This window comes from Lysobacter capsici (assembly GCF_014779555.2).
In the GTDB taxonomy this organism is placed as follows: Bacteria; Pseudomonadota; Gammaproteobacteria; order Xanthomonadales; family Xanthomonadaceae; genus Lysobacter; species Lysobacter capsici.
This window is the reverse complement of sequence record NZ_CP094357.1, coordinates 6,176,425-6,191,583: the sequence shown is the minus strand read 5'-3', so window position 1 is coordinate 6,191,583 and position 15,159 is coordinate 6,176,425. Positions and strand designations below refer to the sequence as shown.

The window sequence follows — 15,159 nt, the reverse complement described above, 5'->3', positions numbered from 1 at the left end:
AAGTCCACGCTGACCCCTGTTTGAAATCCATCGCATAAACACCGTCAACTCCGTGCGTTCCTGCACCTTCTGTTGCCAATACCGCGTTTGCAACTTATCCAATCAGTTGCCTTTCAATTGCAGCCTCCAAAAACGACCTGCCATTACCGTTTTCAACGGCATTGGCAAGCTGATCGCCAAAAGCGCGCATCATAGCTTCCCATTCGGGGGCCGGAGCCAGTGTGGGTAGTGGACAAAGCTGCATCCGCGAACAGCAATCGAGTGCTTCGGTTTTGCGCTCAAACCACGCATAAAGAATTGCCAGCATCATCAAGTCATTTAGCGAGTCCCGTCGCGACTCGATCTCGCACAGCTCCAATATTTCAGCGACGTTCAACGGCCTGCGAATAGCGGGCCGGAACTGTTGTTCCATCGCGATTATGGTCTGGGATAACTTGCGCTCATGCCAGCCAACCTCGATCTCGCGATGTTTCACGTCGAGCAACTGATGCAACATCCTGGGCATCGGCGAGACCGTGGTATTCATTACATGTGTCGGTCGATACGCCGCAGAACTCATTTTCTGAAACCAAATCATTTGCTGCACGGGGCCAAGACTTCTAACGATTCCAGAGCCTTCCGGCAGAAGACTCCAGTCGGGAAACATCGACGCGTAATCGATGACAATGGCCTTCAATTGGGCTTTCGATATCGGCGCATACTTTTTCATCAGGGCAGCACGCTTGTCGCTCATGGCTTTACCATGGTAACAGGAACATTTGCGCCGTTCGGGATACTGCTTTGGATGCGGGTGATCCGAGATTGCGAAAGGACGGCGTTACCAAATTTGTAGTCCCAGATATTAGTCGGATTCGTGAGTGGCCCATCGACGACATCAAGTCGGACCGAACTCAAAATGGGGTCTCCAGGACGCCAAGAGTTCCCATTGACGTATCGAACTTCAGCGGACAGGCCTCGATCACCGAACATGCGCTGATACCGATGCAGTAACACTTCTGCGTAGCCATGCTTGAGAGTGCCGGCCACTGGGCCATTGCCAAGCCCTTGACGTATTCCCCAGTTGTCCGCGCGAGTTGCGATGCTCTGCACCAAGTCGCCATTGGTCGCATAAAAACTGCCAACTCCACGCGTTCCCGAGCCTTCTGCTGCCAATACTGTGTCTACTACAACAGCCGAACTGGGCTCAAAGTATTTCCCAAGAAGAGGTTGGGCATCAATATCCAAATCACGCCCATACCACGGCGTCGCTCCTGGCCCATCGATGTTCTTCAGGCTACGCATGGTTGCCACGATGTCAGCCGTTCCCGCTGCCATAGCGCGTGTTCCGTTGATCGCCGATCGTGCGGCGCCTGCGCCGCCGGCGACCGAGGTAACCATGTTCATGGAAACTTCGACCGAACGCATGCCTACGGTGAAATGTTCGTCCCGGTTATGCGCAGCCATGGTCTCCGCGGTCCACTCGCCGATCATGCGCTTGCTTTGCTCCACAGGGCTGGTAAGGAATGTCCGCAATCCCTCCCGTGTCTGCGTCATCTGGCGATGCGAATCCTGCCCCAGGTAACCCCCGGTGAGTTGATACAGCGCTTCGCCGCGATTCATCACATCCCACTGAAAGAGGCCGTACACGCCTTTGGCAGCCGAAACAGGAATGCCTACCAGCACACCGGCGGTGGTTTGACCGTACCTGATGGAGTTGTCGGCCATCATCATGCCCGCGGCGATTGTTTTCATTCCCCAGGTCGGTTTGTTCACGACGACAGGCGCCGGGGCCGGGGTCTTGATCCCTTGCGGGCGGCTCCAATCCTGTACTTGCGGGCCGTGCGCGGGCCCATGAGCGTTCAGCAGCACCCGATACGAATCGATCCAGCGCTGATCCTCCCTGCTCCAGACCCAATCGTCCCAACCGCCCGTCCATCGGTTGTAGCTTGCGGTAACTGTAATGGGATCAAGGTTAAAGAGATTCTCGAAAGTGTTTTCGCTGTAGTGAGTTCTCGGCGTGGCGCTAAAACCACCGCGAACACCCGCGTCTTGTCCTGAGGGCGAAGTTGATTCGGACAACTGGCTCAACGCACTAATGGACGCCTCGTTGGCCAATCGTGCGTGCGTGCCAGATATCGCATTAGCTAACGCGTTGCCAAACGCATCTGACAATACCCGACCATAATTGATATCCCCACCGAGTCCGAACTTGCGGTGGACAAGCATGGCAACGCTGCCACTGAGCGTGTTACCGATCATGTCGGCAGCGAACTGGCCGCCTTCGGTCCTGAGGTCAATCCCCAACGTCGATCCGATCTTCGGCATAGCCGCCGCGTTCAGTCCGCTGGTGAATGTGGTGGTGACTACGGCGTCTGCAATACGACGCCAGCTGAAAGAAGCCTCGACGCCGGCAATCTTGGCTGCGGCATAGCTGGTGAGTTGGCCAGTAACCGCGTTTACCGCGCCTTGAGCGAAGCGCGATCCGCCCAGTAAGGCGGTTGCATTCTCTAGCAATGGCGTGCTTGCCAAGCCAGCTGTCAAACCGGCACTCACACCTGCTTGGACCGCGCTGCGCAAGCTGAAGTGATCAATGATACCTAGTGATTTGCCAACCAATTGGCTGGCGACGCTACCCATGAACGCGCCTGCGGCACCGCCGACGACCATTGCAGTGGTGCCGAAGCCGCCCGTAAGAACGCTTGCGCCGGTCGCCATCACACTGCCGAAGCCGCCCGCAGTTGCGCCGCCCGCAGCGGCGACCGTGCCTGTGGTGGTACCTGCCGCTGCGGTTGTCGTGCTCATGGTGGTGCCCATCGCGCTGCCGGCCGCACCTGCGGTGTACACCGTAACGATGATGGCAATCGCCACCATCAACACGATGCCCAAGGTGCCGCAGCCGGCTTCGGGCGGCGGCGGAATATACGGCAAGCTCGGCGTCGTCGATCCGACGGTTTGACCGGGATCGTAGGGCTTGAAGGTATTCGCATCGTTGCGGCTGACCTTGACCTCCGGCGCGGTCAGCAAGGTGCCGGCTGCGATTTCCTGGCCGGGATCGGACAGGCCGTTGGCATCGGCCAGGACGTACCAATACGCGTCGCTGCCATAGATGCGGGCGGACAGGCTCTTCAGCGTGTCGCCGGCCTGGGCCGCGACCTGTTGGCCGCCGCCAGCCTGATAGCCGCCGACGCCGCTTAGACGCGGAGCAAGGGCCAGGGACGGATTAAGCCCAGCTTCGGTGAGCTCGGCCAGCGATTGCCCGGCTGCGTAGGCGTATAGGTAGTTGGGACGGAACTGCTGGTTCGCGGTCTGGATGAAGACGTTGCTCTGACTCAGCGTGCCCTCGCGGCGCGACTGCACCTGGCCTTCGCCGTTGTAGGTGTAATAGCGGGCACGCTTGTCGATGCTGCCGTTCTTGAGCGGGGTGTCTTCGATCTGGCTACGCAAGCGGCCGTGCGCATCGTAGTCGAGGGTGTTGGTGGTGGCCTTGTAGTCGTTGTTGCTGCTGATGCCTTCGACGGTCTTTTCCAGATAGCTGTCGCGGCCTTCGTACTGCGAAGTGAAGGTGTGCTGGTAGTCGAGCTGGGTGCCGGCCTCGCCCTTGTACTGCAGGTACTGGTAGCCAGCTATGCGGCCGGCGCTGTCGTAACCGGAGGTGGTGCCGTCACCCAGGGTGTAGCGGATCACGCTGTCGCGGGTGATGTCGGTGATGCCGTCGTAGCCGAAGTCTTTCTTGCTCCAGTCGGTCTTGCGGGTCTCGTTGAGCTGCTGGGTGATGCGGCCGTCGGGGTCGTAGGCATAGGTCTGGCGGCTCTCCAGCCAGCCGCCGATCTGGATGATGATCGGCACCTCATTGGGGCCATGGGCGTTGTCGACTTCGCGTTCCTCGCCGAAGCGATAGAACGACTCGCTCTGGATCAGACGATTATTGGCGTCGTACTTGAAAGTCCGCGCCTGATTGAAATCGCCTTCCGTCCTGTCGCCGCCGGCGTTGACGTGGAACTCCTGGATCTTGTTGCCGCGCAGGTCGTAGCGGGCGCGGTAGATGTCGAAGCTGTTGGCGTCGCCGCTGTTGTCCAGGCGGGTCTGGGCGATCTGGCGGCCGTTGGCGTCGTAGGCCGCGGCGTACGAGTCGTATTGGCGGACCACCTGAACCTGGCCGTTGACCAGGCTGCCGTTGTTGATGACGATCCGGTTCTCGCCGTCGTAGGTGAACCAGTACTCGATGCGTTTGGACAGCGAGGTGCCGGGCAGGGGCGTCGACGTCGAACTCTGCGTCGACATCGACATCGCCGCCGGCTCGGCGACCTGCACCTGACTGCTCTCGGCGGAGGGCGCGGCGGCCATGCGGTTGCCGCCGCCGTCGATGAAGAAGGTGAAGCTCACCTCGACATACGCGCCGGACGGATCGGTCGCGCGCAGGACCACGGTGCGCTGGCCGGTGCCGGTCGGCGTGCCGTAGAAGCGGTGGCCGGTGCTGGCGTTGAAGCTGTAGTTGAGGAAGGTCGGTTTGCTGACGACGGTGTAGGTCAGCGCATCGCCGTTGTCGTCGACGAAGGTGCCGGGCGACAGGAAGAACTGACCGGACTGGCCGGTGACCATGTCGTAACTGCCGGGCGCGACGGCGACGCGCGGCGCGACATTCACCGGTGTCGGCGCGGCCACATGCAGCCAGAAGCTGGTGGACGCGGTGCCGCCGACGCCGTCGTTGGCGGTGTAGGTCAGCAAGTAGTCGCCGGCGGTGCTCGGCGTGCCGCTGAGCAGACGCGTGGACGGGTTGAAGCTGAGTCCGGCCGGCACGCCGCTGAGGCTGAAGCTGACCGGGTCGAGATCCGGATCGCTGGCCCACGGCAGCTCGAAGGCGTAGCTGCCGCCGGCGGTGGCGTTCTGGTCGGAGATGCCAGGCATCACCGGGGGCCGGTTGTCGGCGACGGTGAGGACGAATGAGGTCTGGGTGTTGCCGCCGTGGCCGTCGCTGACGGTCAGGGTGACGGTGCTGCTGCCGGCGGTGGTGGGCGTGCCGCTAAGGGTGCGGGTGGACGGGTCGAACGCGATGCCGGCCGGCAGGCCCTGCACCGAATAGGTCAGGGGATCGTTATTGGGATCGCTGCCGGGCGGAATCACCAAGCTCCAGGCCACGCCCACGCGCAGGTTCTGCGCGCCCACGGCCGGCGCGGTCGGCGCTTCGTTGAGTTGCAGACTGAAGGCGCCAAACGCGCTGGCGCTGCTGGGGTCGCGCACGAGCACGCGCAGGTTGTAGCTGTTGAAGCGCCAGCCGTTGCCCTGCAGCACGGCCGGGCGACCGGTGATGCGGCCCAGCCCGTCGATCGACAGGCCGGCCTGGGCGGCGTCGACCCATTCGGCAGGCCTGGTACGCGTTTCCCAGCCCCCGTCCTGGGGGTTTTTGTAGATCTCTTCGTGTGCGGGGATTTCCACCACGAGTTGATAGGTCAGGGTGTCGCCGTTGGGATCGGTGAAGGTCCCGGCGGGCAGGAGCCAATCCACCGTATTACCGGCCACGGCGGTGCGGTTGACGAGCCCGCCGTTGTAAACCGGCGGCAGGTTGCCGCCGCTCGGCGGGGTGCCACCACCGGAGGTGGTGCCGTAATCGGAGGAGGCCATGACGACGCGGCGGTTGCCGACGGCGTCGTAGCCGTAGCCCAGGTCGAAGACCAGTTTCTGCGTGCCCGAGGTAACGGTGTACTGCAGCACCTGCGAGATGCGGTTGTGGCTGTCGTAGCTGGTGCGGGTAACGGTATGCACCTGCTGCTGCCCGGCGTCGGTGGCCTCGACTTCCTCCATGGTGCGGTTGCCGGCCGCGTCGTATTCGTAGCGGAAGATCTGGCCGCCGGTGCCTTCCTCGACGATTTCGCGGATTAAACCGTTTGCGTAGTAGCGAGGCCTGCGGATGCCCATGCTGGCGCCGCCGCCGTCTTGACTCTCGGCCGCCAATTGCCCGGTCAGGTGGTGATAGAAATAATCGTAATCGCGGCCGCCAAGATCGTTACGGTCGATCAGGCGCCCGTAGACGTCGTAGTTCCAGGTCAGTTCGTTGAGATTGACGGTCTCGTTGTCGCGATCAAGCGTGGTGGACGAACCCGAGAGTGCGTTGCTCTCGCGCACCTTGTGGCCCTGACTGTCGTAGGCGTAGCTGTTGATCACGCCGGCCGCGGTCTGGCTGCGCACGATCAGGTTGCGGCCGTCGTAGTCGTAGCGCGCCACGTTGCCCAGCGCGTCGAAGACCTGGGTGCGGTCGCCGTTCTGGTTCAGGGTGTAGCGCTGCTGCGAGGCGCGGGTGCGCGTGGCGGCGTTGGTCGTCGGCAGATAGTCGCCGATTTCGACCAGGCGGCCGTTGCGGTCGTAATCCTTGAAGGCGATGTAACTGCCCTCGAACACCGTGGGCGCCTGGGTGAGACGCTGGTTGCCGAGCGCATCGAAGGCGTAGCGCGTGGTGTTGCCGAGCGCGTCGCTGGACTGGATCAGGCGGCCGACCGCGTCATAGGTGTTGGTGCGGACATTGTTGTTGGCGTCGCGGGTGCCGGTCAGGCGGCCGAAGGCGTCGTAGAACCACTGGTTGACCGGGCGCAGGATCTGGCGGTCGCCGGTCTCGGATACGACTTCGACGTCCGGACGCTCGTCGCGCACGACCTGGTTGTATTCGTTATAGCGGTAGTTGGTCTGGTAGCCGCGCGCGTCGGTGCGTTGCAGCGCATTGCCCCAGCGGTCCAGCTGCTGCTGCACGGTGGTGGTGAGCGCGGTGTCGGCGGTGTGCGAGGGCAGGCGCGTGGCGGTGACGCGGCCCAGGCGATCGGTGGTATTCCAGGTGATCGCGTCGGTGGTCAGCCAGACGGTGCTGTTGTTCTGGTCCGGATGCAGCGCGGCCAGATGCGATTCGCGCACCTGGTGCCCGGCCAGGTTGTAGCCGAAGTGGCGGACGCCGAAATTCTCGTTGGAGTCGATCAGGCGGCCGGCGGCGTCGTAGTTGTAGACGATGGCGCCGTCTTGGCCGACATGCTCCTTGCGGATGAGTTCTCCGAACGCGTTGTACGCGGCCCATTCGTTGCTGTCGCTGTTGCTCGTGCTTCCGTTGGTCAGCAAACGCGACTGCTGCACGTTGAGCTGACGGCCGAGCTTGTCGTAGGAATAGCTGTTGTAGACCACCCGGTCGAGGCTGCTGTCGGAACCGCTGCGCAGCAGGTACCAGCGCAGGGTCACGCGGTCGGCGGCGTCGTAGGCGATGGTGGTGGCGTTGTCGTAGCTGTCGTAGGTGACGACCGCGCGACCTTGCCCGTCGTAGCGGATCTTCTCGACCTGGTCCTTGGCGTTGTCCCAGCCGCCGCCGCCCTGCGGCGTGCGGCCGTTGCCGTAGCGGCGGGTCTGCACGGCGTTGCCGAAGGCGTCGTAGATCATTTCGGTGAACGGCGTGACCTGCTGGTACAGCGCGGCGGAGGTCAGGTCGTTACCGAGGCTGGCCGCCAACGCGCCGAAGCTGGCGTCGGTGACGACGCTGCGCACCGGTTCGGTCACGCTGACGGCGCGTCCGAGCGCGTCGAAGACGGTGGTGGTGGTGCCGGCGTCGCTGACCGAGGTGATCAGGTTGCCTTCGCCGTCGTAGCCGAACTGCGCGCCGATATCGCGAACGCCGCTGGTGCCGTTGTTGTCGTGGTAGTGGCGCACCTGCACCTGGGTCGACTTGCGGCCCATCGCGTCGTAGGTGAACCGGGTGATGCGGTCGTAACCGACGACCGCGTCGCCGGCGGCGGGCAGGGCCGGCGGGTTGGTGCCGCTCAGGTTGGCGGTGGCGACGGCGCGGGCGTACTCGATCGTTTCGGTGAGCTCGCCGTTGGCGTTGTACTGGTTGCGGGTGACGTAACCCTCGGCGTCGACCGTCATGGTCACGCGATCGAGTTCGTCGTAATAGAAGTAGCTGTGCGCCCACACCGCGTCGGCCTGCCCGGCCACGCCTTCCAGCAGCACCGATTCCTTGACCTTGCGGCCGTAACCGTCGAATGCGGCCACGGTGGTCGGGGTGCCGGTCGCGACGGTCCCGGACTGAGTGTAGTAGGCGACCTGCGACTGATCGACCCGCACCGCCAGTCCGCGCAAGTCGTAGGAGGTGGTGAGGCTGCGGTCGTTGGCGCCGGCGGCGATCACGCCGGCGGCCTGGAGCTGGGTCAGGGTGACCGCCTGGCCCGCGCTCCAGCCGGTCAGCGCCGCGGTGTTCCAGCGCGCGGCGTAGCGGGTCAGTTGGGTCTGCTCACCGAAGCCGTTGTAGCGGTAGCGGGTGACGTAGCCTTCCGCGTCGATGTCGTAGGCCAGGCGCCCGGCGTCGTCGTAGACCTTGTAGCTGTAATTGCCGAGGGTGTCTTTCTGCACCACGGCCCGGCCCAGCGCGTCGTAGCCGACCTCCAGCGTCGGCTGCACGCCGGTGGCGACCAGCAGACCCGTCGCCGGATCGATCCTGCCGGCGTCGGGCAGGACGGTGCGGATCTGGTGGCCTCGGCTGTCGTATTCGTAACGCGTGACGCGGCTCTGCGCGGTATCGGCATTCTCGATGCGCGCGGTGACGTTGCCGAGCGCGTCGTACTCGGTGCGCTCGACGATGCGGCGCGAGGCATAGGTCTGGTTGCCGGCGTTGTCGACCGTCGCGACCCACACCGCCGGCGCGGTCTGCGACACACGTCGACCGGCCGCGTCGTAGCCGTAGTCCCAGCTGTGGCCGTTCTTGTTGGTGTAGGTCTTGACCTGACCCAGCGAGTCGTAGGTGTAGGCCTCGACCTTGTTCAACGCATCGGTGACCGACAGCACCCGGCCGGCGCCGTCGTAGGCGGTGCGCGTGCTGCGCACGTCGGTCTGCCCGGCGACCGCCGCGGCGACGGCGGCTTCGGTCGCCGCGGTCGAGGTCGGGATCACGGCGCCGTACTGGCGCAGATCGATGGTGCGGCCCATGCCGTCGTAGCGGCGCTCGACCACCGCGCCGGCATCGTCGATGGCGAAGCGCAGGCGACCGGCGATGTCGTACACGTAGCGGGTCTGGTGCTGATTGCTCGCGCTCGCGCCGCCGGCGGCGGCCACGGCGGTGGCGGTCGCACTCAGGGTCGAGGACGCATTGATCGGAATGGTGACGCCGTACGCGATCTCTTCGATCACACGGCCGGCGTTGTCATAGCGACGTTCGAGCACCGCATTGCTGCTGGCATCGTGGCTGGTCAACACGTAGCGCAGACGCCCGCCGGCGTCGTAGTGGTTCCTTACCTCGCGGACCTGGCCCGAGATCGGCGGCAGCCCCGCCAGGATGTCCTGCGTCGTCGCGGTGCCTGCCAGCATGCGCGCGCGCAGATCGGCACTGGGTCCGCTGAGGCTCAGGTATCTCCTGAAAACAGTGAGGCGGCCGACACCGTCGTAGAGCTTGCCGATGACGAAGCCCTGCGCATCCATCTCATAGCGCGCCCGACCGGCGGAGTCGTGCACGGTGTAGTTGCGCAAGTCGCGCGCGTCGTCGGCGAGCGCCGATGAAGCGATGTGCGCCGCCAGCTCGGCATGCGCGCTGGCATCGCCGCCGCGGATCTTGGCCAGCAAGGCCGCCGGCAGGGTGACCGAGCGTGCGTAGGCGCGAGTGGCCACCACGCGGCCGGCGCCGTCGTAGAAGCGCTCGGTCACCGCGCCGGTGGCGTCGATGCTGTAACGCGAGCGGCCCGCTGCGTCGTAGACCTGACGGATGAGCTGGTTCTGCCCCGCCGGAATGTAGGAAACGACGGTGGCGAGGTCGGCGGTCCCGTTGAGGATGGCGGCTTTCACCGACGCCAGCTGCGCGGTCGCCACCGGCTGGGCATAGCGCGTTTCCTCGACGACCCGGCCGGCGGCGTCGTAAGCGTAGACGGTCACGCCGCCGAGCCCGTCCATGCGCAGGCGCACCCGACCGGCATCGTCGTAGATCCGATATTCGACCCGATCGGTAGCGTCGTTCGCGGCGGGAACGCCGGCGTTCGCCAGCACCATGGCCGGCGTGGCGGTGCCGGCGAACATCTGGTTGTTGAGGTCGTTGTCCCAATAGGTCGGCCCGCTGAAGCGGCGCGTGGCCACGACCCGTCCCGAGCGGTCGTAGCTCGTCTCGGTCACCGCCCCGGAGTGATCGAGGACCAGACGCAGGCGCCCGTCCTTGTCGTACACGCGGAACTCGCCCAGGTCCGGGACCGTCCAGCTCAGGCGCGTATCGAGTTGCTGGATGGTGGTGGCGTCGGACAGCGCGGCCGGATCGGTCGCGACGACGAAGGTGCGCACCGCCACGATCTTGCCGCTTTGGTCGAACCATTGGCGGGTCATGACGCCCAAGGGATCGACCGTATAGATCAGCCGGTTGGCTTCGTCGTAGACATAGCGCGTGATGGCGCCGCCGGCGTCGACGCGACGGATCAGGTTGTCGTTGTTGTCGTAGACGTAGCCGGTGGTGAGGTTGAGGCCGTTCGGATCGACCCGCTCGCTGATGCGGCGGTCGAGCGCATCGTAGGCGTATTGCACGACCCGTCCGTCCGGATCGGTCACGGTGATCTGACGGCCCTGCGCGTCGTAGGCGTAGCTGGTGCGCAGGCCGAGCGAGCCCGGATCGAGCGTCAGTTCCAGCAAGCGTCCGTTGCGGTCGTAGCGCTGGCTGCTGACGCGGCCGCTGGCGTCGGTGACCGAGAGCTGTCGGCCCTGGCCGTCGTAGGCGTAGTGCGTGGTCAAGGCCAGGCCGGCCGGATCCTCGATCCGCTGCAGCAGGCGCGCGACCGCGTCGTAACGCAGTTCGACACGGCGCCCGGAGGCGTCGACCGTGGCGCTGAGCAGGCCGCGCGCGTCGTACTCGCTGCGGCTCACGCCGCCGGCGCCGTCGCTGGCCTCGATGAGGTTGCCGTCCAGGTCGTAGACGAAGCTGCGGGTGATGCTCTTGCCGGCGCTCACCGGTTCGGTCACCGACACCGACTGGCCGTGCCGGTTGTGCACGGTCACCACGCTGTTGCCTTCCGGCGTGGTCAGGGTGAGGCTGCGGTTGGCGTCGTCGTAGGCGTAGGCGGTGACGTTGCCGTTGGCATCGGTGGTGGTCAGCACGCGGCCGAAGGCGTCGTAACTGCTGCTCCAGTGGACCTCGGCGCCGTAGGTCACCTTGTGGCTGCGGCCGATCTGCCGTCCCAGGCGATCGTAGGCGTAAGCGGTGGCGTTGCCGCGCGCATCGGTCGCGGTGAGCGCGCGTCCGAACGCGTCGTAAACCCAACCCGCGGCGCGTTGCTCGGCCGTGCCCACCGCCTCGCTGCGCTGGATCAGCAGGCCGCGCTTGTCGTACTGGTAGTCGGTGATGGAACTGACCGAGGTGGCGAACGCGCGCTCTTCGCGGGTGCGCTCGTCGAAGGCGTTGTAGGTGTAGCGCGTGACCGCGCCCTCGGCGTCGGTCGCCGTCGCGACGCGGCCGCGCGCGGTGTAGGTGTAGGAACGCCGGCTGTCGGCGGCGGCGACGTAGGCGATCGTCGACAGAGCGCTGGCGACGGCGCCGGCGCTGCCGGCGGTGGCGAAGGCGATGCGGCCGGTATAGGCGGTGACGTCCTGGATATCGCCGAACGCGGTGTAGCGGGTTTCCACGACCTCGCCCTGCGCGTTCTGCACGCCGTTGGCGTCGTGCACGCCTTTGACGACGAAGGTCGGACGGCCCGCCTTGTCGTAGAAGTACCAGGTCTTGTTGCCGGCCGCGTCGATGCTTTCGCTGCGCCGGCCCAGCGCGTCGTAGCTGTGGCGCACGCCGTACTGCGCATAGACCGCGTCGAGCTGCGCCTCGCTCATGCCGGCGGTCGCCTGCGGCGCGCCCTTGCCGCCGAGTTCGCCGATGAGTTCGCCGAATACGTTGTAACGCAGGCGCCCCTCGCGCACCTCGCTGGTGCCGGCGGCGACCTGGGTGCGGATCAGGCGGCCGGCGACGTCGTAGCTGTACTGGGTGCTGGTGCCTTCCGGGTTCAGCTCGACGATCAGGCGGCCTTGCTCGTCGTAGCTGCGACGGGTCTCGCGCACCGCGTCGGCGCTCGCGGCGGTTCGCAGCGCGGAGAACGCCTCGCTGCCGCTCAGGCCGGTCAACTTGAGCGCGTAGGCGCGCACCGCGCGCTGGTTGCGCGCCTGGTCGAAGACGAATTCGGTGAAGTAGCCTTCGGCGTCCAGCTGGCCGACGACGTTGTCGCGGCCGTCGTGGAACCAGCGAACCGTCTGATCGTCGGCGTGCGCGGCCGGACGCAGTTGCGCCAGGCTGCCGCCGGCGCGCTGGGCGACGACGGTCGCGGTCGCATAGGCGGTGGTGGCGATGCGGCGGCCGGCGAGGTCGTAGACGTGCTCGACCAGATAGCCTTCGGCGTCGAGCTGACCGGTCTGCCGGCCCTGGGCATCGTAGAAATACCGCGTGGTGCGGGTGGTGCCGGCGATGTCCTGGCGGCTGGTCTGCACCAGCCGGCCGGCGCCGTCGTAGCTGTAGAGGGTCTGTGCGCCATCGATGCCGCTGTCCTGGCTGGTCAGACGGCCCAGGGCGTCGTAGCTCTGGCTGGTCTTGCGGTCGTCGGCCTGGACCGCGGGCCGGATCGCCGCCAGCGAAGCCGGCACCACGCTGCCGGACACCAGCCAGGCGCTGGTGTCGACGCGGGTCACGTAGTCCTTGATCTGCACGACCCGGCCCAGATCGTCGCGGACGAATTCGCGGACCGCGCCGGTCGCATCGACCTCGCCCGCTACCTGGCCTTCCTCGTCGTAGAAGACATAACTCAACGCGCCGGACGCGTCCTGGCTGGCGCGCAGGCGGCCGGTGTTGTCGTAGTAGCGATTAGTACTGCGGGTGGCGCCGCCGGACAGCGCGGATTCGCTGACGAGAATGACGACGCCGGCCTGATTGCGGACTTCCACACGGACCAGATCGTTGCTGGCGATGCCGTCGTTGCTGCTCAGGCCGCCTTCGACGATCGTGCGCACGCTCGCGCCGGAGTCCTGATAGATCCAGGCGGTGACGGTGCGCTTGAGCTGCTCGGCCGCGGCTCCGGTTTTCTCGGTCACCACCTCGGACAGCAGCCGGTTCATGCCGTCGTAGAGGTAGGTCGTGGTCTGGCTGACGTCGCGCCCGTCGTCGACGGCCGCGGTCGAGCTGCGCATCACCCGGCGCTGGGTCAGCAGGCCCTGGGCGTTGTAGAGGTATTGGACGATCTCGGCGGCATCGTTCTCCACCCCGTTGCCGGACGCGTCCACCGTCGCGTAGGACCAGGTGCCCGACAGCCGGCCCTTGAGGTCGTAGCTGGACACGGTCAGCGTGCTTTGCGCGCGTTGCGCCGGCGTCGTCCAGTTGCTCAGGTCGGTGAGCGTGCGCGCGCCGGTGTAGGCCGCGCCGAGGTAGCGCCGGGTCTTGGACAACTGGCCGATGCCGTTGCCGCTGGTGTCGTATTCGTACTCCTGCACGGCGCCAGCGGCGTCGACGACGAAGCGCAGCCGCGCGCGCGAATCGTAGACATAGGTCGTGGTCAGGCCGCCGCTGGGGGCCGAGCCGGCGAGCGCGCCGTCCGCGTCCACGCCGGTGTAGACGGTTTCGGCGGTGAGCTGATTGTCCGCGCTGTAAGTGCGCTGGATGGCCTTGGCCGCGGCGCCGGTCGCCGGATCGATGCTGTCCCATTGCCACAGCAGGTTGCCGTTGGCGTCGTACTGGTAGGCGCTCTCGCTCAGCGTGCTGGCGCCGCGCAGGGTCTTGATGCGGGTGAGGTTGCCGCTGGCGTCGTAGCTGTACTGGGTCACCTCGCGCAGCCCGGACACCGCCGGCGCGCGCGTTTCCAGCAATTGCCCGGCCGCGTCGTAGACGTAGGCCCACGAACGGCCGGTCGAATCGGCGACTTCGGTCGTCCGGTTGGCCGGGTCGTAGCTGAAGCTCAGGGTGTTGCCGACGCCGTCGCTGTCGTCGTTGTTGCTGTCGCCGCGGGTCAGCGTCTTGATCCGGCCCTGGGCGTCGTAGGTGTAACTCACCAACGTGCCGTCGCTCTGCCGGACCTGGCTCAGTTGCAGGCTGCTGGCGTCGACATAGGTGTAGACGGTGCGGAAGTGGTAGCCGTCGTTGTTGGCGAGCTGGGTCGGGTCGTAGCTGTCGTCGTCGCCGCTCGGATCGTCCGGCGTCAGATCGACCAGCACCGCGCTCAGGCGGCCGGCCCCGTCGTACTCGTACGTGACCTGGCCGTTGACCACGCCCGCGCTGCGCGTGGACAGGCTGATCAAGCGGCCATTGGCGTCGTAGCCGAACAGCAAGGCTTCCGAGCTGCCGGTTTCGACCGCCTGCACTTCGGTGATGCGGCCGTTGGCGTCGTAGAGCACGTTCCAGCTGGTCGGCGCGGCGCCGTCGGATTTCTGCTCGCGCAGGAAGGTCAGGCGGCCTTGATAGGTGGCGTTGGCGTGATCGGCGTAGCGCTCTTCGCGCAGACTGCTGCCCTCGACCCACGCCCAATAGCTGTCGTTGACGAAGGTCAGGGTGTCGTGCGCGCCATCGCCGGTCGTCGACCGATAGGTATTGGCGCTGACAAAGGTGAAATCCTGGTACGAGCCGTCGCCGGTGTGCCGGCGCATAACGCTGCCGGCCGTGTTGACGGTGCCGGACAGCAACTCGACCCGGCGTTCGAATCCGGTGATCCAGCCATCGCCGCCGACCTGCGACAGCAGACCGCGGCTGTTGTAGGTGCGCTGGGCGCCGATCGTCATGCCGCGGAACAGCAGCTGTTCGTCCTGGCTGTGCAGGATCAGGTTGCCAGTCGCGATGTTGACGTACTGGTCGTCGAGGCCCTGGCCGAACCGGGCGCGACCGCCCAGGCCCGTGCCGAGCTGGCTGGCCGAGCTGTTGAACAGGCCGAGGCCGTTTCCGGAAATCACTGCCGACATGGTCCGCTCCTGGTCGCCGGCCACCCGGTCGCGGGCGGTCCATACCCAAGTGCATCCGGGGCTGGCGAAATTTGTTTAGGGCGGGGCCGGGGAGCGCCGTCTCGACGGGCGGCGACGCGGTATGAGCGGCAGCGAATACTGAGAATCGGCGACGTTGCGATGTACTAGAGGCGCTTCGTTTGCGCGAGATAACGTGCCGTGTTCGCCGGAAGCGGCACATGTGTCCTGCCGCATCGGCACGACCGCGGTGCCGATCGATTGCAGCGCGACCACCAACCC

2 protein-coding genes are annotated in these 15,159 nt (G+C 65.7%); both read right to left on the bottom strand.

Features of this window, described 5'->3' with window-relative positions:
• Nucleotides 1-94: 94 nt before the first annotated feature.
• Nucleotides 95-733, bottom strand: a complete 639-nt coding sequence (locus IEQ11_RS25670; protein WP_191822614.1) for a hypothetical protein — start codon at nucleotides 731-733, stop codon at nucleotides 95-97.
• Complete coding sequence (locus tag IEQ11_RS25665; RefSeq protein WP_191822613.1) at nucleotides 730-14,880, bottom strand: putative Ig domain-containing protein; 14,151 nt, start codon at nucleotides 14,878-14,880, stop codon at nucleotides 730-732. The genes IEQ11_RS25670 and IEQ11_RS25665 overlap by 4 nt, the downstream gene beginning before the upstream one ends.
• Nucleotides 14,881-15,159 lie beyond the last annotated feature (279 nt).

Bases quoted from the DNA above. Each gene is read 5' to 3' on its own strand.
- IEQ11_RS25670 (WP_191822614.1), bottom strand. From the start codon at position 733: ATGAGCGACAAGCGTGCTGCCCTGATGAAAAAGTATGCGCCGATATCG.
- IEQ11_RS25665 (WP_191822613.1), bottom strand. From the start codon at position 14,880: ATGTCGGCAGTGATTTCCGGAAACGGCCTCGGCCTGTTCAACAGCTCG.